Annotated in this window: 17 protein-coding genes; 16 read left to right on the top strand and 1 reads right to left on the bottom strand. The window is 69.5% G+C overall.

Going from position 1 to position 17,064, the window contains the following annotated elements; genetic code table 11:
- Window positions 1-25: 25 nt before the first annotated feature.
- The 15 genes from ACWDNY_RS21535 (at window position 26) to ACWDNY_RS21465 (ending at window position 15,424) form a co-directional block, all read left to right on the top strand.
- Window positions 26-1,387 carry an MFS transporter gene (locus tag ACWDNY_RS21535; protein ID WP_451647401.1) on the top strand — a complete coding sequence of 454 codons (1,362 nt, stop codon included), beginning with the start codon at window positions 26-28 and terminating at the stop codon, window positions 1,385-1,387.
- Window positions 1,388-1,494: 107 nt separating this feature from the next.
- Window positions 1,495-2,724 carry a CaiB/BaiF CoA transferase family protein gene (locus ACWDNY_RS21530; RefSeq protein ID WP_451647400.1) on the top strand — a complete coding sequence of 410 codons (1,230 nt, stop codon included), beginning with the start codon at window positions 1,495-1,497 and terminating at the stop codon, window positions 2,722-2,724.
- On the top strand, window positions 2,721-3,533 hold the full coding sequence (locus tag ACWDNY_RS21525) for an enoyl-CoA hydratase/isomerase family protein (protein WP_451647398.1): 813 nt from the start codon (window positions 2,721-2,723) through the stop codon (window positions 3,531-3,533). Before ACWDNY_RS21530 ends, ACWDNY_RS21525 begins: the two co-directional genes overlap by 4 nt.
- Window positions 3,530-4,753, top strand: coding sequence for an acyl-CoA dehydrogenase family protein (locus ACWDNY_RS21520; protein WP_451647397.1), 1,224 nt, complete (start codon window positions 3,530-3,532; stop codon window positions 4,751-4,753). Before ACWDNY_RS21525 ends, ACWDNY_RS21520 begins: the two co-directional genes overlap by 4 nt.
- On the top strand, window positions 4,750-5,502 hold the full coding sequence (locus ACWDNY_RS21515; RefSeq protein ID WP_451647396.1) for an SDR family NAD(P)-dependent oxidoreductase: 753 nt from the start codon (window positions 4,750-4,752) through the stop codon (window positions 5,500-5,502). The genes ACWDNY_RS21520 and ACWDNY_RS21515 overlap by 4 nt, the downstream gene beginning before the upstream one ends.
- Before the next feature lie 28 nt (window positions 5,503-5,530).
- Complete coding sequence (locus ACWDNY_RS21510) at window positions 5,531-6,409, top strand: 3-hydroxyacyl-CoA dehydrogenase family protein (protein ID WP_451647395.1); 879 nt, start codon at window positions 5,531-5,533, stop codon at window positions 6,407-6,409.
- 12 nt (window positions 6,410-6,421) lie between these two features.
- Window positions 6,422-7,291: a 3-hydroxyacyl-CoA dehydrogenase family protein gene (locus tag ACWDNY_RS21505; protein WP_451647394.1), complete on the top strand. Its 870-nt coding sequence runs from the start codon at window positions 6,422-6,424 to the stop codon at window positions 7,289-7,291.
- Window positions 7,288-8,073 (top strand): enoyl-CoA hydratase-related protein, encoded by a 786-nt coding sequence (locus ACWDNY_RS21500; RefSeq protein WP_451647393.1) that lies wholly within the window; start codon window positions 7,288-7,290, stop codon window positions 8,071-8,073. Before ACWDNY_RS21505 ends, ACWDNY_RS21500 begins: the two co-directional genes overlap by 4 nt.
- The gene (locus ACWDNY_RS21495) at window positions 8,070-9,125 is read left to right on the top strand and encodes an acyl-CoA dehydrogenase family protein (RefSeq protein WP_451647392.1); all 1,056 of its coding nucleotides are present in this window, start codon (window positions 8,070-8,072) and stop codon (window positions 9,123-9,125) included. The genes ACWDNY_RS21500 and ACWDNY_RS21495 overlap by 4 nt, the downstream gene beginning before the upstream one ends.
- Entirely contained in the window at window positions 9,122-10,792 is a 1,671-nt protein-coding gene (locus tag ACWDNY_RS21490) for an AMP-binding protein (protein ID WP_451647391.1), read from the top strand. The genes ACWDNY_RS21495 and ACWDNY_RS21490 overlap by 4 nt, the downstream gene beginning before the upstream one ends.
- A complete protein-coding gene (locus ACWDNY_RS21485) occupies window positions 10,789-11,916 on the top strand; it encodes a CaiB/BaiF CoA transferase family protein (protein WP_451647390.1) in 1,128 nt (375 codons plus the stop codon). Before ACWDNY_RS21490 ends, ACWDNY_RS21485 begins: the two co-directional genes overlap by 4 nt.
- 28 nt (window positions 11,917-11,944) lie before the next feature.
- On the top strand, window positions 11,945-12,937 hold the full coding sequence (locus ACWDNY_RS21480; protein WP_451647389.1) for an NADPH:quinone oxidoreductase family protein: 993 nt from the start codon (window positions 11,945-11,947) through the stop codon (window positions 12,935-12,937).
- Window positions 12,934-13,389, top strand: a complete 456-nt coding sequence (locus tag ACWDNY_RS21475; protein ID WP_451647388.1) for a MaoC/PaaZ C-terminal domain-containing protein — start codon at window positions 12,934-12,936, stop codon at window positions 13,387-13,389. Before ACWDNY_RS21480 ends, ACWDNY_RS21475 begins: the two co-directional genes overlap by 4 nt.
- Complete coding sequence (locus ACWDNY_RS21470) at window positions 13,386-14,585, top strand: thiolase family protein (protein WP_451647387.1); 1,200 nt, start codon at window positions 13,386-13,388, stop codon at window positions 14,583-14,585. Before ACWDNY_RS21475 ends, ACWDNY_RS21470 begins: the two co-directional genes overlap by 4 nt.
- Complete coding sequence (locus tag ACWDNY_RS21465) at window positions 14,582-15,424, top strand: 3-hydroxyacyl-CoA dehydrogenase family protein (protein WP_451647386.1); 843 nt, start codon at window positions 14,582-14,584, stop codon at window positions 15,422-15,424. The genes ACWDNY_RS21470 and ACWDNY_RS21465 overlap by 4 nt, the downstream gene beginning before the upstream one ends.
- Before the next feature lie 281 nt (window positions 15,425-15,705).
- On the opposite strand, the gene ACWDNY_RS21460 is transcribed toward ACWDNY_RS21465, so the two are convergent.
- Entirely contained in the window at window positions 15,706-16,215 is a 510-nt protein-coding gene (locus ACWDNY_RS21460) for an N-acetyltransferase family protein (RefSeq protein WP_451647385.1), read from the bottom strand.
- Between the two features lie 24 nt (window positions 16,216-16,239).
- Between ACWDNY_RS21460 and ACWDNY_RS21455 the strand changes: the two genes are divergently transcribed.
- Window positions 16,240-16,674: a hypothetical protein gene (locus tag ACWDNY_RS21455; protein ID WP_451647384.1), complete on the top strand. Its 435-nt coding sequence runs from the start codon at window positions 16,240-16,242 to the stop codon at window positions 16,672-16,674.
- The last annotated feature ends 390 nt before the right edge of the window (window positions 16,675-17,064 follow it).

The raw sequence follows: 17,064 nt of genomic DNA, 5'->3' as shown, positions 1-17,064 counted from the left end.
ACTACTCCTCGTTCTGGAGGACACCGTGGCCACTCCGACCGAGAGCTCGCACGTCGCCATAGCGCGGGTCGCTGGTGCCAGCCTCATCGGCACGACGATCGAGTTCTTCGACTTCTTCATCTTCGGCACCGCTTCGGCGCTGATCTTCGGGAAGCTCTTCTTCCCCGACCTCGACCCGCTGATCGGTACCCTCGCCGCCTTCGCGACCTTCGGCGTCGCGTTCGCCGCACGCCCCCTCGGCGCCCTGATCTTCGGGCACTTCGGTGACCGGGTGAGCCGCAAGCAGATGCTGGTCACCAGCTTGATGATGATGGGCATCGGCACCATCGCAGTCGGCCTCCTGCCGACGTACGCCCAGGTCGGCATTCTGGCGCCGGTTCTCCTCGTGGTCTGCCGGCTGGTTCAGGGGCTCGCGCTCGGCGGTGAGTGGGGTGGAGCGGTTCTCATGGCCGTCGAGCACGCACCCAAGCGAAAGCGGGCCTTCTACGCCAGTTGGCCGCAGATCGGCGTGCCCTTCGGGCTGGTGATCGCCACCGGCATGTTCTTCCTGGTGCGGCAGCTCCCCCAGAACCAGCTCGAGTCGTGGGGCTGGCGGATCCCGTTCCTGGTGAGCGCGGTGCTGGTGGCACTCGGCCTCTACATCCGACTCAAGATCGATGACTCCCCGGCGTTCAAGGCGGTCAAGGAGAAGGGTCAGGAGGAGCGCTTCCCGGCCGCCACGGTCTTCCGCAGGACCGGCGGCCGCGTGGTCATCGGCGCCCTGACCGTCGCGGCCGCGAACATTCCCTTCTACATGGTCACCGTGTTCGCCCTCACCTACGGGGCTGAGGACGGCGTGAGCAAGAATGCGATGCTCGGGGCGGTCTGCCTGGCGTCGCTGGTGCAGATGGGCACCATCCCGTTCGCGGCACGCTTCTGCGATCGTTACGGCCGCCGCCCGGTCCTCATGGTCGGCTGTGTCGCCACGATCCTCATGGCCTTCCCCTTCTTCTGGCTGATCGACACGCACAACCCCGCCGCCATTGTGCTGGCCATGATGATTGCGCTGCCGGTCTGTCACACGCTGACCTACGCCCCGCAGTCGAGCTTCCTGCCCGAACTGTTCCCCACCCAGCTGCGCTACAGCGGCGCAGGCATCTCCTACACGCTGGGTGGACTGCTGTTCAGCGCGCCCGTGCCGTTCATCAGTGCGGCGCTGATGGACCGCTTCGGTGGCGCATGGCCGTTGGCGGTGTACATCGCCTGTGGTGCGGCCATCAGCCTTGTCGCCGTCATGGTGGCCAGGGAGTCCCGGGACGACGAGATCACCTGGTCGGCGAAGCCGGCCGACGGGGAGGTCTCCTCGAGGACCGACGGCACCGCGGATCACCTCCCGGCCGCCCTCTGAGAACGGCCGCGGGTCGCCCGGCGCTGGCACGCGGGCGACCCGCGGCACCTAAAAGTCCACTATTAATCTTCCGGTACATGTTTCGACGTTACGGAGAAGTGAACCCGATGACTCCGACCCCGGCCACGGCCGGCCCGCTGGCCGGTGTGAAAGTGATCGATATGACGACGTCATATGCCGGACCGACAGCAGCCATGTATCTCGCCGACCTCGGGGCCACGGTCATGAAGGTGGAACGCCCGGGGCGTGGTGACGACGCGCGGAGCTGGGGGCCGCCCTTCGTCGGCGGGACCTCTGCCTGGTTCGCCTCGGCCAACCGCAACAAGCAGTCCGTGGTGCTCGACCTCCGTGTGCAGGAAGGGCGCGAGGCGCTGCGGCGGTTGCTCGACACCGCCGATGTGTTCCTGCAGAACATGAACCCCGCCAAGCTCACCCGGATGGGCATCGACGGCGAGACGCTGCGGGCACGCAATCCGCGGCTGGTCTACTGCGCGATGTCCGGATTCGGTCTCGACGGGCCCGACAGCGACCTGCCCGGGTACGACCTGGTCGCTCAGGCGCGATCGGGCCTCATGTCGGTCACCGGGGAGAAGGGCCGCAGTCCGCAGCGGGTATCCACCGCGCTGTCCGACGTGGTGACCGGTATGGCTGCCGCGATCGCGATCAACGCCGCGCTGGTGCGCCAGACCAGCAGCGGCGTGGGGGAGATCATCGACGTCTCCCTGCTCGACACCGACCTCGCGCTGATGGCCCCGCGGATCGCGGCATTCTGCGCCGGTGAGCCAGAGCCTGCCCCCAGCGGCGGGACCGACTCGGTGCTGGCCGTCTACCAACCCTTCGAGACTGCCGACCGCACCATCGTCGTGGCCATCGGCAACGACGCGATGTGGCAGCGGTTCTGCACGGCCGTCGGGCTGCCCGAGCTCAGCGCCGACCCGGCGCTGGCCGACAACGCCGGTCGCCGCGAGCATCGATCCCACATCACGGCGCTGGTTGCCGACCGGCTCTCGACGAGGCGGGCCGCGGAATGGCTCCGTGTCCTCGGCGAGGTCGAGGTGCCGGCCTCCTTGGTCCAGACCCTCTCCGAAGTCGTGAAGGACCCGCAGGTGGTCGCGCGCGACTCCCTGCTTCCGGTGCCAGGATTTCAGGACGATTTGGTGAGCATCCGCAGTCCGTTCCGCCTGGCCTCGCAGGGTGCACCGCGCAACGAGCGCTTCCCCGGGCTCGGAGCGGACACAAGGTCGGTGCTGCTCGAGGTCGGCTACACCGACGAGCAGATCGACGACCTGGCCGTCGCAGGTGCGGTCGGCCTCGGCACCGAGGCGGTGGCGTCGTGACTGCCCCGGAGGCACTCGTCGTCGAGTGCCTCGGCCCGGTCACCACCCTGACCATCAACCGGCCCAAGGCGTTCAACGCGCTCAATGCCGATGTACTGGCCGAACTGCGTCAGGCCGTGCTCGAGGCGGAGGCGGACCCGGCGGTCCGCGCGGTCGTCGTCACGGGCACCGGTGACAAGGCGTTCAGCGCGGGTGCCGATCTCAAGGAACTGGCCGGAATGACCGCCGACCGGGCGCACGAGACCATGCGCGCGGGCCAGCGGGTGATGCGCGACATCGAGCGCGCCGCTGTGCCGGTCATCGCCGCGGTCAATGGCGTCGCCCTCGGCGGTGGGTTCGAGCTGGTGCTCGCTTCGACCTTCTCTGTGCTCTCGACCCGTGCCTCGCTCGGCCTGCCGGAGTCGGGCCTCGGCCTGATCCCGGGATACGGCGGCACCCAGCGGCTGCCCCGCGCCGTCGGCGCGCAGACCGCGGCCCACCTGATGCTCACCGGAGCCCGGCTCAACGCCGACCGCGCCTACCAGCTCGGGCTGACCCCGGTGCCACCGGTCGCGCCAGAGGACCTCCTGGCGACCGCCGTTGCGATGGCCGAGAAAATCGCAGCCCAGGGGCCCCTCGCGGTCCGTTCGATCCTCACCGCCCTCGAGGCGGGCCGCGGCGCCTTGTTCGACACCGGCCTTCAGCTCGAGACCGGCCTGGCGGCGCTCGCCATCGGCGGCGCCGAGTCCGACGAAGGCATCAGCGCCTTCCTGGAACGCCGGCCCGCCGTCTTCGCTGACCCCGCAACCGCCCCGGAGGAGACCGCATGAGTGTCGAACCACTCGACCTCGACACCGACCCCAAGGCCTACCTGGCCCTGCACGACCTGCTCGACGAGCCGGCTGCTGACTCCGCACTGACGGAACGGGAGCGTGAGGTCCGCACGATCACCCGAGACGCGGTGGCCCGGGAGGTCGCCCCGCGGGCCGCCGAGCTCGACGCAACCCATGCCTTCGCCCACGAGAGCGTGCAGGCCTTGGCACAGGCAGGCGTGATGGGCCTCGTCTTTCCCGAGCACCTCGGCGGCACCGGCGACACCAACGTCGCCTACGCGGTGGCGATGGAGGAGGTGACGGCCGGGTGCGCGGCGACGTCGCTGGTCTTCATGACCCAGACGCACGCGGCATACCCCCTCCTGATCGCCGGCAGCGACGAACTGGCACAGCGGTACATCCCCCGTCTGCTGGATGGCTCGCTCTACGGCTCGATCGCCATCACCGAGCCCAATGCCGGCAGCGACGTCGCAAGCCTGCAGACCACCGCCCAGCCGACCGGTGACGGCTACCTGCTCAACGGGTCGAAGACTTTCATCACCACAGGCGACAAGGCCGGTGTGATCATCTGTTTCGCGACCGTCGACAAGAGCCTGGGACGCCGTGGGGTCACCGCCTTCGTCGTCGACAGCGGTTGGGACGGCGTGGGCCATGGGCAGCCTTTCGAGAAGATGGGCATGCACGGCTCGAGCACTGCGGAGCTGTTCTTCGACGATGTGCGCATCCCCGCCGACCACGTCCTCGGCAAGGAGGGTGGGGGCTGGCGCGTGGTCATGAACTCCGTGGTCAAGACGCGCATCAGCGCCGCCGCCCAGGGGGTCGGTCTGGCGCGGGCGGCGTACGCGCGCACCCTCGCCACGCTGACCAGACTGCACGGCACCCGGCTTCCCGACGAGCACACCTTCGCGCTCGCCGACCTGCGCGGCCGCATCCTGCAAGGGCGGCTGCTCCTGCACGCGGTCGCCCGCCAGGCCGACGCCACCAGCGACATCCCGACCGGCCTCGTCGGGATGATGAAGCAGACGTGCACCGACCTGGGCTTCACCGCGGCAGTAGAAGCGACTCGAATTCTCGGCCCCTACGGCGACCTCGCGGTCCTCGGCGTCGAGCGGTGCCTGCGCGATGCCAAGGTCACCCAGATCTACGACGGCACCAACGAAATCCAGCGGCTGCTCATCGGTCGCGAGATCACCCGCGCGATAGGAGAGCTGGCATGACGGATCTGCGTGGCAAGGTCGCGATTGTGACCGGCGCCGGCCGTGGGCTGGGCCGGTCGATGGCCCAGGCGCTGGTCGAGGCCGGAGCCGCCGTCACCGTGGCGGCCCGCACCACGACCGAGCTCGACTCCTTCGTCGACGAGGTCAAGGCGGCCGGCGGGCAGGCGCTGGCCTGTCCGACCGATATCACGGACGAGGCCTCGGTCGAGAGCATGGTCGAGGCCACCGTCGAGACCTTCGGCCGGATCGACATCCTCGTCAACAACTCCGGCATCGTCGCCACCACGCCGCTGCTCGACCAGCCCGCCGACGAGTGGGACCGGGTGCTGGCGACCAACCTGCGTGGCACTTACCTCGCCACCCGGGCAGCCGGCCGGCACCTGGTGGCGCAGGGCGCGGGCAAGGTCATCAACATCGCCTCGAACTTCGCCCTGCAAGGCGTCGCCAACCACGCCGCGTACTCCGCCTCCAAGGCCGGCGTCATCGGCTTCACCCGCTCGATGGCCATGGAGTGGGCGAAGGCCGGCGTCCAGGTCAACGCGATCGCCCCCGGGTACTTCGCCACCCCGCTCAACGCCGAGCTGCGTGAGGACGCCGAGACCCTGACCAAGGTCGTCCGCGCCATCCCGGCCCGCCGCATGGGCGAACCGGACGAGCTCAAGCCGTGGCTGCTGCTCCTGGCCGGCAGCGCCTCGGACTTCATGACCGGCGAGGTCATCGTCATCGACGGTGGCCAGAGCGTCCGATGAACCAGCTACTGAACGAGCAGGAGAACTCGTGAGCAACGCGAGCAAGACCGTCGCTGTCCTCGGCGCCGGCACCATGGGCTCGGGTATCGCCACCGTGATGGCGCGAGCCGGGCACCGGACCATCCTCTACGACGTCGACGAGGCCAGCCTGACGCGCGGCATCGACACCGTGCACGGCTTCTTCGACAAGAGCGTGCGGCTGGGCAAACTCGACGCGACGGCTGGGCAGGCCGCCAAGGACGCCCTGGTGGGCAGCACCGACCTGACCGACCTCGCGCCGTGCGACGTCGTCGTCGAGGCGGTCTTCGAGGATCTCCAGCTGAAGAAGGAGACCTTCGGCATGCTCGACGAGATCGTCTCGGAGTCCACGCTCTTCCACACCAACACCTCCACGCTGTCGGTCACCGGCATCGCGTCCGGATCCCGGCTGCCCGAGCGGGTCGTTGGCACCCACTACTGCAACCCAGCGCCGCTGATGAAGCTGGTCGAGGTCGCCGACGGCCGGCACACCGCCGACTGGGCGCACAAGGCCACCGTCGAGTTCCTCGCCTCCCTGGGCAAGACCAGCGTGGTCACCAAGGACCGGCCCGGCTTCATCGTCAACCGGTTTCTGATCCCGTGGGAGAACTCCTGCATCCAGGCCCTCGAGGCAGGACTCGGCACACGGGAGTCCATCGACGCCGCCGTGCTCGGCGCCCTGGGCCACCCGATGGGACCGTTCCGGCTGCTCGACATCGTCGGCCTCGACATCCACCAGCAGGTCGCGACCCGGCTCTACGAGCAGTTGCGCGACCCGCGTTTCTTCCCGCCGCCGATGGTCGAGCGGATGGTCGCCGCAGGCGACCTCGGCCGCAAGACCGGACGCGGTTTCTACGAGTACGACGACACCCGGCTGTTCGGGTCCTGAGGAAGGCAGACGATGAACGACTTCCAGAAGATTGCGGTGCTCGGCTGCGGCACCATGGGCGCCGGCATCGCCCAGGTGCTCGCCGCCTCCGGCCGTGACATCGTCGTCCTCGAGACCGACCAGGACCGGATCGAGGCCGGCACCGCTTCCATCGCGGAGTTCCTCGACGGCGGCATCGCCCGCGGGAAGGTGACCCAGGAGGACAGGACCGCGGTCCTGGCCCGGATCAGTGGCACCACCGACGTGGCCGACCTCGCGGGCGTCGACGCGGTGATCGAGTCGGTGACCGAGAACGCCGACGTCAAGAAGGCAGTCCTGGCCGAAGTGGCGGCCGTCGTGGGGGAGCGGACCCCGATCCTGACCAACACCTCCGCGCTCTCGGTGACCGACCTGGCGGCCGCGCTGCCGAACCCGTCCCGGGTCGCCGGCCTGCACTTCTTCAACCCCGCGCCGCTGATGCGCACCGTCGAGGTGGTCCGCGCACTGCAGAGCGACGAGGACCTGGTGGACCGGCTGGTCGCCCTCGTCGACAGTCTCGACGGAAAGGAGCCGGTCGTGGTCAAGGATCGGCCCGGGTTCCTCGTCAACGCGCTGCTCCTGCCCTACCTGAACGACGTGATCCAGGAGTACGACGACGGGCTGGCCACCGCCGAGGACATCGACCTCGCCCTGAAGCTCGGTCTCGGCTACAAGTCCGGGCCACTGGAGATGCTCGACATGATCGGCCTCGACGTCCACCTCCACGCCACCGAGAGCGCCTACGCCGCGACCCTCGACGCCCGCTATGCCCCACCTCCGCTCCTGCGCCAGATGGTCGCCGCCGGCTGTCTCGGCGCCAAGAACGGCCGAGGACTCCGCACCGCAGAGAAGGACGCCCGATGAACACACCGACCTACGACGACATCCTGGTCAGCGCCGAGGGCCCGGTCCTCACCATCACCATCGACCGGCCCGAGTCCGGCAACAAGTTCCGCCACCAGACCTGCCTCGAGCTCTTCGACGCGCTCCAGAGGTTCCGCCTCGACCGCGAACTCCGGGCAGCCGTGCTGACCGGCGCCGGGGAGAAGTTCTTCTGCATCGGCGGCGAGCACGACCCGGTCACCTCCCTCGACCAGTCGCAGGTGCTGCCGATCATCGACGTCTACCAGGCGATCGACACCATCCCCAAGCCGATCATCGCCGCGGTCAACGGGTTCGCTGTCGGTGGCGGCAACGTGCTGCACACCGTCTGCGACCTGACCATCGCCTCCGAGACCGCGGTGTTCCGGCAGGTCGGTCCCATGGTCGGCAGCTTCGACGCCGGCTACGGCTCCTGGTACCTCGAGGACACCATCGGCCGCAAGCGGGCCAAGGAGATGTGGTACCTCAACCGCAAGTACTCCGCCGCGCAGGCACTCCAGATGGGCCTGGTCAACGAAGTCGTCGCCCCCGACCAGGTCCGGGCCCGTGCCCTTGAGGTCGCCCGCGAGATCACCACCCGCAGCCCCCTGGCCATCGCCGGGCTGAAGGGCGCCTTCTCCGCACGGCACAACGGCGTATCCGGCCAGGCCCGGATGGCCCACGACCAGCAGCTCACGCTGTACCTGCAGACGCAGGAGGCCCACGAGGTCAGCCAGGCGTTCGGCGAGCGGCGCGAGCCCAAGACCGAGAGGTTCTGGTCATGAGCTGGCGCGGCCCTGCACTCGACAGCGACCAGCGTGACCTGATGGCCATGCTGGACGACTTCGCCGCCGACCACGACATCGTGCTCGCCGACAGTCCCGAGGCCGTCGCGGGACTGGTCGCCGAGCTGGCCGAACTCGGCGTCTGGACCCTCGGCACCGCTGAGGCGCACGGCGGCGGCGGCGCCGACCGCGCCACCACCGCCGTGGCGCTCATCCAACTCGGCCGCAGCTGGCCCGCGCTCGGATGGGCCGCCGCGCAGGCGCACACCGCGGCCGACCTGCTCTCCGGCGACGACCGGTGCGCCGACCTGGTCACCCGTGTGCACGCCGGCACCGCGGCCGTCGCGGTCGCCGACGCAGGCTCGGCGCACGTGCGGCTGGCCTGGTCCGGCGACACCCTGCACGGCTCGGTCGACCGGGTCGACGTCGCCGCAGAAGCGCCGTACCTGCTGGTGCTCGCGGGCGAGGACACCGCGCTGCTGGTCGAGCCGTCGGCACTCGAACCCAGGCCACTGCGCCGGACCGGTCTCGGCGGGGCACTCACGCGCTCCCTCGAGGTCGACGCGAGCGGCTCCGCAGTCCTGGAGCTGACGGGCGTCGATGTCCCGGCTGCACGAGCACGGCTCCGGCTCGGTGCCGCCGCGGTCGCCGCCGGCATCGCAAGCGCTGCCGCCGATGCCGCAGCGACCTACGCCGCCGGACGGCACCAGTTCGGCGGCGCACTGACCGCCATCCCGACCGTGCGGCAGTCGCTGCTCGCTCAGGCGTCCAAGGCGGCCGTCATCCTCACCGCCGTGCTCGCCGCCACCGAGGACGACCCCGTCCGCTCCTACGCGACCGCACATGAGGCCTGCGGCAGCGCGATCGACGTGGCCGCCGCCGCGTTGCAGTCGCACGGCGGTTACGGCTACCTCGCGGAGTACCCGGCCGAGCGGCACCTGCGTGACGCGGTCTCGCTTCGCGCCGCCGCCGACATCCAGAGCGCGGCCGTCCCCACGGCGCGCTCACTGGTGGGATTCCCGCCCGCCACGGTCCTCCGGAAGGACGCATGATGACCATGGCTCGGACGCACACCCCGCTGGCTGAGCTCCTCGACGGCCAGCGCACCCCGGTCACGGACGCCGAGGCCCAGGCGTGGCGAGCCGCCGGCTGGTGGGAGGAGCGATCGATCCGTTCACTGTTGACGGATGCGGCGCTGACCCACCCCGACCGGGCCGCCCTCGTCGGGCACCGTACGTACGGCGGCCGGGTGAGTCGCACCTATGCCGAGTTCGACGCCAACGCCCACCATGCCGCGAGCGTGTTCGCCTCCCTCGGCGTCGGCCAGGGCGATGCCGTCGTGCTGATGCTGCCCAACTGGGTCGAGTACGCCGAGATGGTCTTCGGCATCAACGAGATCGGCGGGATCTACGCCGGTATCCCGGTGACTTACGGAGAGCGCCAAGCGGCCGCGATCCTGCGCCGCAGCAAGGCCAAGGTCATGGTCGTCCCACGGCGATGGCGCAGCACCGAGCACCTCGAGCTCTCCCGCAAGCTGCGCGCCGAGATCCCCACTCTCGAGCACGTCATCGTGCTCGACGACGACGGCTCCGGCCTCCGTGAGGGCGAGTCCCTCTGGTCCAGCCACGCCGGCGTACCGACGCAGACCTTCCCCGACCCCGACCCGAGCCGGCTGTGCTACCTCGGCTTCACCTCCGGCACCACCGGAGAGCCGAAGGGCGCGATGCACAGCCACAACACGCTCATCTACGCCGCCCGACAGCAGGCCGAGCACGTCGGTCCGAAGGTGTACGGCGACCCGATGGTGCACCTGGTCGCCTCGCCGGCCGGCCACCACACCGGGTTCGTCTGGGGCATTGTTTTCACGGTGCTGCTTGCCGGCACCGCGGTGCACGTCGACCGATGGGACCCCACCTGGGGCACGCAGGTGATCCGGCAGGAGGGCGTCACAACGTTCTTCGGCGCACCCACCTTCCTCCAGGACATGATGCGCACCGACCTCGCCGGCGATCCCGACTGCCCGCTCAAATGCCTCGTGATCGCTGGCTCCCCGGTGCCCCGCAACCTGCCCGCGCAGGCCCAGGAGGCCCTCGGCGCCTACATCTGCCCGGCCTGGGGAATGACCGAGTGCAGCATCCTGATTTCCTGCACCCCTGACGAGCCCGCCGCGATGCAGCGCACCGACGGCTCAGTCTTCGCCGGCTCTCAGGTCCGGGTGGTCGGACCGGACGGCGAGGACGTGCCGACCGGCGAGGTCGGCAACCTGCTGATACGCGGACCAGGCATCGTCTACGGCTACTTCGACCGTCCCGACGCCACCGACGACTCCTTCCTCCCCGGGCTGTGGTTCAAGACCGGTGACCGGGCCAGTCTCGACGAACACGGCTGGGTCTCGCTGCGCGGCCGTAGCAAGGACATCATCATCCGCGGCGGCGAGAACATCCCCGTCACCGACGTCGAGTCCCTCGTCTTCGACCACCCCGACGTCGTCAACGCCGCGGTCGTCGGCATCCCCGACGAGCGGCTTGGCGAGCGGATCTGCGCCGTCCTGGTCATCAAGGACGGCCGACCCCAGCCGACCGTCGAAACCCTGGCCGAGTACCTGCTCGCCCAGGGATTGTCCAAGCACTACCTGCCCGAGCGTGTCATCAGCCTTCCGGAGCTGCCGATGACCCCGAGCGGCAAGATCCAGAAATTCAAGCTCCGGGAGATGTTGTGAGCCAGCCCGTGCTGCCCCTGACCGGGGTCAAGGTCCTCGACCTCTCCACGCTCCTGCCAGGCCCTCTGGCCACACTGATGCTGGCCGATGCCGGCGCCGACGTGGTCAAGCTGGAGCGTCCTGTGCGGGGCGACGAGATGCGCTCCTACGAGCCGAAGTTCGGTGACGCCAGCGCCAACTACGCTGTGCTCAACCGAGGCAAGCGCGCGTACGCCGTCGACTTCAAGGATCCAGCCCAGCGCGAGCGCGTGCTCCGGCTCGCGGCGGAGGCGGACGTGGTCATGGAGCAGTTCCGGCCCGGTGTGGCCGACCGGCTCGGACTCGGGTACGACGACATCCGCGCCGTCAACGCGGATGTCGTGTACTGCTCGATCACGGGCTACGGGCCCACCGGTCCTCACGCCCGGCGCGCCGGCCACGACCTCAACTACCTTGCCGAGTCCGGCCTGCTCGGCGTCGTGACCGACAGCAGCGGCTCACCCGGCTTGCCGGTGACCGTGCTGGCCGACATCGCCGCCGGCACCTACCCGGCCGTCGTCAACATCCTGCTCGCCCTTCGCCAGCGCGACCAGACGGGTGAGGGTGTGCACCTCCAGGTGCCGATGACCCGCAATCTCCAGGTGCTCGGCTATGGCTACTTCGCCACACACCAGGCCGGCGCCGGCTGGCCCCGCCCCGGCGCCGAGCAGCTCACCGGCGGCAGCCCGCGCTACCACATCTACCCCACGGCCGATGGCCGTCATGTGGCCTGCGCGGCCCTTGAGCAGAAGTTCTGGGATCGGCTGGTCGAACTGGTCGGCCTCGACGCACAGTTCCACGACGACACCGGCCAGGAACAGGCCGTGATCGCCGCGCTCGGCGAGCGGTTCGCCGCCGAAACCGCGGACCACTGGCGCTCGGTGCTCGACGGCGAGGACGTGTGCACCGTGATCGTCGCCACGTGGGACGAGGCCGTCGCCGCCGGCCTCGTCGACGTCGATGCCCCCGAGCGCGTGTCGGTGCCGGGTGGCGCGGACTCGTTCCCGACCCTCCCGAGCCCGATCTCCTCCGCGCTGCGCCGCGGACCGGGCACCACGCCGTACCCATCGCTCGCCGAGCTCGGCGACGCATCCCCCTGGGCCTGAGGCCCCTCAACCGTCGAAGGAGTCACCGATGCGCGCTGCGCTCGTCAAGGAGTTCGGCCCCCCTTCCACCCTGGTGGTGGAGGAGATCGACGACCTGGCCCCCCGACCCGGCGAAGTCGTCATCGAGGTCGGCGCGGTCAGCATCAACTTCCCCGACATCCTCGTCGTCGAGGGCACTTACCAGAACCTGCCCGAGCGACCGTTCAGCCCCGGCAAGGAGGCGGCCGGACGCGTGATCGCCGTAGGTGAGGGTGTCGAGCGTATCGCCGTCGGACAGCGGGTGCTGGCCCTGGTCGAGTACGGCGGATATGCCGAGCAACTCCGGGTGCCGGAGGAACTGGTCATGGAGCTCCCGGACCAGATGACCTATGAGGAGGCTGCGGCCTCCGGGCTGGTCTACTCGACGGCGCACTTCGGGCTGCTCAGGCGCGGCCGGCTCAAACCCGGTGAGACCGCGCTCGTCACCGGGGCCGGGGGCGGAGTCGGGTCGGCCGGCGTGCAACTGGCCAAGGCCTGGGGTGCCCGGGTCGTCGCCCTGGCCCAGGACGACGCGAAAGCCGAGCTGGCCCGCACCCAGGGCGCCGACGTGGTGCTCACCTCGACCCCCCAGACGCTGCGCGACGACCTGCTCGCCGCCACCGACGGCAAGGGCGTCGACGTCGTGCTGGAAATGCTCGGCGGCGACTTCCTCACCCAGATCGTCCGGGCCACCGCCTGGGAAGGGCGGATCGTCGTCGTCGGCTTCGCCTCCGGTGGCCAAAACCCCATCAAGCCCGGGCACCTGCTGGTCAAGAACATCAGCATGGTCGGCCTCCAGAGCAGCGACTACCGCGACCGCACCCCCGAACTGATGCGCTCCACCATGGCCGAGATATTCGACCTGTTCGTTCAGGGCAAGGTGAACGCCGCCGTCGACACCACCTTCCCGCTCGAAAAGGCCGCCGACGCCCTGCAGTACGTCAAGGACGGCAAGGTCAAGGGCAAGGTCGTCATCACCACCGGCCTGGGCGGAGCCAGGTGACACTCTGGTTCGACGACCTGGTGGTGGGCCGCTCCTGGAGCAGTCCCTCTCGCACGGTCACAGAGGCCGACGTCGGGGACTTCGCCGGCCTCACCGGCGACCGGTTCCCCCTGCACACCAGCGAGGAGTACGCCAAGCGGACGCAGTTCGGCACCCGCGTAGCCCACGGCCTGCTCGGGCTCACCTTTGCCCACGGGCTGATGTGGGCACGCACGGGGGAACTCGACGAGTCCGTGATCGCCTTCCTCGGCATCCAGGAGTGGAGGTTCGCCGGACCCATCCACTTCGGGGACACCATCGACGTCGCGTACGCCGTCGTCGCCCAGCGGCCGTCGTCCTCGAAGCCGGACCGGGGCGTCGTGGAGTTCGAGGTGCGCGTCACCAACCAGCACGACGTTGTCGTCCAGCACGGCATCAAGACCATGCTCATCGCCCGAAAGGACCCTCGATGACCTCCGCCTTCCTGTACGCCGCCGCGCGGACGCCGTTCGGCCGCTTCGGTGGCGCCCTGGCCGACGTGCGTCCCGACGACCTCGCCGCCACGGCGCTCGCCGGCGTGCTGGCGAAGGTACCCGAGCTGGACCCTGCCCTCATCGGCGACGTCGTCCTCGGCAACGCCAACGGCGCGGGCGAGGACAACCGCAACGTCGCCCGCATGGCGGTCCTCCTGGCCGGTCTGCCGGTCTCAGTGCCCGGATCGACAGTCAACCGGCTCTGCGGCTCCTCGCTCGATGCCGCAATGACCGCGTCGCGGATCGTCGAGACCGGCGACGCCCACGTCGTGCTGGCCGGCGGCGTGGAGTCGATGACCCGCGCACCGTGGGTGCTGCCCAAGCCCTCCCGTGCCTACCCTGCGGGCCATGTCACGGCCGTTTCCACCACGCTCGGCTGGCGGCTGATCAACGAGAAGATGCCGGCCGAATGGACAGCTTCACTCAGCGAGTGCAATGAGCAGCTTGCCGACCGGTTCCAGATCTCCCGGGAACGCCAGGACGCCTTCGCCGTCCGCTCCCACCAGCTCGCCGACGCGGCCTGGGCGGCCGGACGGTACGACGACCTGGTGGTCGCCGTCCCCGGCGTCGACCTGGCCCGTGACGAGGGGATAAGGCCGGGCTCGACGGTGGAGAAGCTGGCCGGGCTGAAGCCGTCGTTCCGCCCCGACGGCTCGATCACGGCAGGTAACGCATCCCCACTCAACGACGGAGCCTCCGCCCTGGTGGTCGGCTCAGAGGAAGCCGCCTCGGTCATCGGCACCGCACCGCTGGCCCGGATCGCCGGCCGTGGTGTCCACGCGCTGGCGCCGCAGGATTTCGGGTTCGCGCCCGTGGAGGCTGCCAACGCCGCGCTCGCCCGTGCCGGCATCCACTGGGCGGACGTCGAGGCCGTGGAGCTCAACGAGGCGTTCGCAGTCCAGTCCCTGGCCTGTGTCGATGCCTGGAAGATCGACCCTGGCATCGTCAACACCTGGGGCGGTGCGATCGCGATCGGCCACCCTCTCGGTGCCTCCGGGGGGCGCATCCTCGGCACCCTCGCCCACCGCCTCGTCGCCGACCGACAGCGATGGGGTGTAGCCGCCATCTGCATCGGGGTCGGCCAGGCCCTCGCCGTCGTCATCGAGAACGTCACCCTCGGATCGGAGAACCAATGAGCCTTCCCCACAGCGTCGGTGTCTATGGTGGCGGCCGGATGGGAGCAGGCATAGCGCACGCCTTCCTCCTGGCCGGCACCTCGGTGACCGTGATCGAGGCCGACGGGGCAGCCGCGGCAGCGGCCGACGGGCGTGTTCGCGGCAGCCTCACCAAGGCGGCCGAACGCGGGAAGCTCCGCGAGCCGCTCCCGCAGGTTGAGGGGCGCTTTACCGTGGCGACTGACCCGTCGGCGCTCGTCTCGTGTGCGCTCGTCATCGAGGCGGTCCCCGAGTCCGTCGAGCTGAAGACGTCAGTGCTCACCCGCGTGGAAGAGTTTGCCCCCGAGGCGTTCCTGGCCACCAACACCAGCGCTCTCTCCATAGACAATCTCGCGGCCGCGCTGGCGCGGCCGGAGAGGTTCATCGGCCTGCACTTCTTCAACCCCGTTCCCGCCAGCGAGTTGGTGGAGATCGTGGTCGGCTCGAAGACGTCGGCGGACCTCGTCACCGACGCCAACGAGTGGGTGAAGGCCCTGGGCAAGACGGCCATCACGGTGACCGACTCCCCGGGCTTCGCCTCCTCACGCCTCGGTGTCGCACTCGCCCTGGAAGCGATGCGGATGCTCCAGGACGGTGTCGCCTCGGCTGCGGACATCGACACCGCCATGACGCTCGGCTACAAACACCCGATAGGCCCCCTGAGGACCACGGACGTAGTGGGTCTCGACGTGCGGCTCGCCATCGCCGAGCATCTGGCGAAGGAGGTCGGGCCACGCTTCGAGCCGCCCGCCATCCTGCGTGAGAAGGTCGCGGCCGGGCACCTCGGCCGCAAGACCGGACAGGGCTTCTACACGTGGTGATGCCAACACGCACAAATCAAAAGCACGCGCTCATAGCGTTCATCGACGAGGACGACGCCTACGACAACGCGTTGCCCGGGCGGGACCGCGGCCGTCCAGGACCGGTCCGAGGCACCCTGATGGCCTTTAGGACCGGAACACCCGTCCGCACCCGCCAACGCACACCATCCACCAGCCGTCGCCGTCCCGGCCACCTGCGACTTACACCCGCCGCAGGCAGCAACGGCTCCAGCACCGACCACCGCTCATCAGAAAGATCCCTACGCACCGCACGGCGATCCTCACCGTACGAGGCGTGGACCGGGGCCCAGGTTGTGGTACATGACATGCAAGCCGACCGGACCCAGCGTTGGATGCCGGAACGCGCCAGGAACGGTGCCGATCATGGCGAACCCGAGACGCTCATACAGCCTGACCGCTGGTGCGTTGGAGGCCGCGACAGCGTTGAACTGCACGCCGGCGAATCCGCTGCCTCGTGCCCAGTCCAGCAGATACTCGCCCAATGCTTGGCCGACACCCCGACCGCGAGCTTCTGGTGCGACCATGAAGTTTCCGCTGGCGATGTGCGAACCCGGGCCCGGCCGGTTGGCGTACATGTTGGAGGTGCCGAGTACGCGCTGGTCCTCCACGGCCACTACGACGTGCCCAGGCGGTGGTACCACCCACAAGTCGCGCGCCTGCGCCTCAGTTTGTAGCGGGTCATAGCAGAAGGTGTCCCCTTTGCGGATGATCTGCTCGACGATCGGCCAGACCTGCGGCCAATCAGGCTCCTCGAACGTTCGGATCTCCATCTGCGTGAGATTAACCAACGGTGTGTGGCACTCCCACCGGTTATTTCGTCCTCGGTCACCGGCCGTCCCGTCCTCGACACCCGTCTCGCCTACGCCTGCCACGTCGTGGGCAAGTACGGCCAGACCTGCAGCGCCGCGCAGGCTGCCGCGGTCGACGCGGCCGTGTACGAGTGGCTGGCCGGCGGCACCTACGGCATCGACGGCGCCCGCGGCAAGCAGCGTCTGGCCTACCCGGAAGTGGACCCGTCCGTCCGGACGACGGCGCTCGGTTTCCTGGCCGAGGCCAGGAAGTACGCGGGCCCCTACCGGCGGGCCCACCGAGCCCGCATCAGCATCCCGCAGTCGCCCTGGAGAGGGCAGTCTGGACCGATCACGTGTACGCGTTTCCGAGCCGCACTCTGCCCCCTTCCGGGTGGAGCAAGCCCGGCCGGAAGCCTGATTTTCCGGCTCTCCGAGTGACGCCACCCACGAGAGGCAGGTCACGTCCTAAGCGGGATCGTAGAGCCGCACAGCGGTCTGACGTGTTGAAAAGCCCCGAAATGACCGAATTGCGCAGTTTCTACGTCCTTGCGTAGTAGGTCACATTCTTGCGTCCCGTTAATGCGGTCGCTAATCATGTCTCTCGTCGCCGCAAGCAGCGGGTCGGGCCGGGCGGGATCGCCGGGGCCGTCCTTGTTTGCCGCGTTGTGCGGGGCCTCGCCCCGACGCCCGACAGGCCGCGACCGGATGATCCGGCCGGCGCCTCAAAGACGTTCCCCAGGAGACCCCCATCACCGTGATCACTGCTGCGTCCCGCCTCGCCCGTCTGCGCAACCTGGCCGTCACCGGCCTGGTCACCACCGGCGCCGC

The organism is Streptomyces sp. NPDC003697 (assembly GCF_053587115.1).
This window is presented reverse-complemented; position numbering and strand designations above follow the sequence as displayed.

Bases quoted from the DNA above. Each gene is read 5' to 3' on its own strand.
- ACWDNY_RS21460 (WP_451647385.1), bottom strand. From the start codon at position 16,215: ATGGAGATCCGAACGTTCGAGGAGCCTGATTGGCCGCAGGTCTGGCCG.
- ACWDNY_RS21505 (WP_451647394.1), top strand. From the start codon at position 6,422: ATGAACGACTTCCAGAAGATTGCGGTGCTCGGCTGCGGCACCATGGGC.
- ACWDNY_RS21465 (WP_451647386.1), top strand. From the start codon at position 14,582: ATGAGCCTTCCCCACAGCGTCGGTGTCTATGGTGGCGGCCGGATGGGA.
- ACWDNY_RS21470 (WP_451647387.1), top strand. From the start codon at position 13,386: ATGACCTCCGCCTTCCTGTACGCCGCCGCGCGGACGCCGTTCGGCCGC.
- ACWDNY_RS21480 (WP_451647389.1), top strand. From the start codon at position 11,945: ATGCGCGCTGCGCTCGTCAAGGAGTTCGGCCCCCCTTCCACCCTGGTG.
- ACWDNY_RS21490 (WP_451647391.1), top strand. From the start codon at position 9,122: ATGATGACCATGGCTCGGACGCACACCCCGCTGGCTGAGCTCCTCGAC.
- ACWDNY_RS21515 (WP_451647396.1), top strand. From the start codon at position 4,750: ATGACGGATCTGCGTGGCAAGGTCGCGATTGTGACCGGCGCCGGCCGT.
- ACWDNY_RS21495 (WP_451647392.1), top strand. From the start codon at position 8,070: ATGAGCTGGCGCGGCCCTGCACTCGACAGCGACCAGCGTGACCTGATG.
- ACWDNY_RS21500 (WP_451647393.1), top strand. From the start codon at position 7,288: ATGAACACACCGACCTACGACGACATCCTGGTCAGCGCCGAGGGCCCG.
- ACWDNY_RS21520 (WP_451647397.1), top strand. From the start codon at position 3,530: ATGAGTGTCGAACCACTCGACCTCGACACCGACCCCAAGGCCTACCTG.
- ACWDNY_RS21530 (WP_451647400.1), top strand. From the start codon at position 1,495: ATGACTCCGACCCCGGCCACGGCCGGCCCGCTGGCCGGTGTGAAAGTG.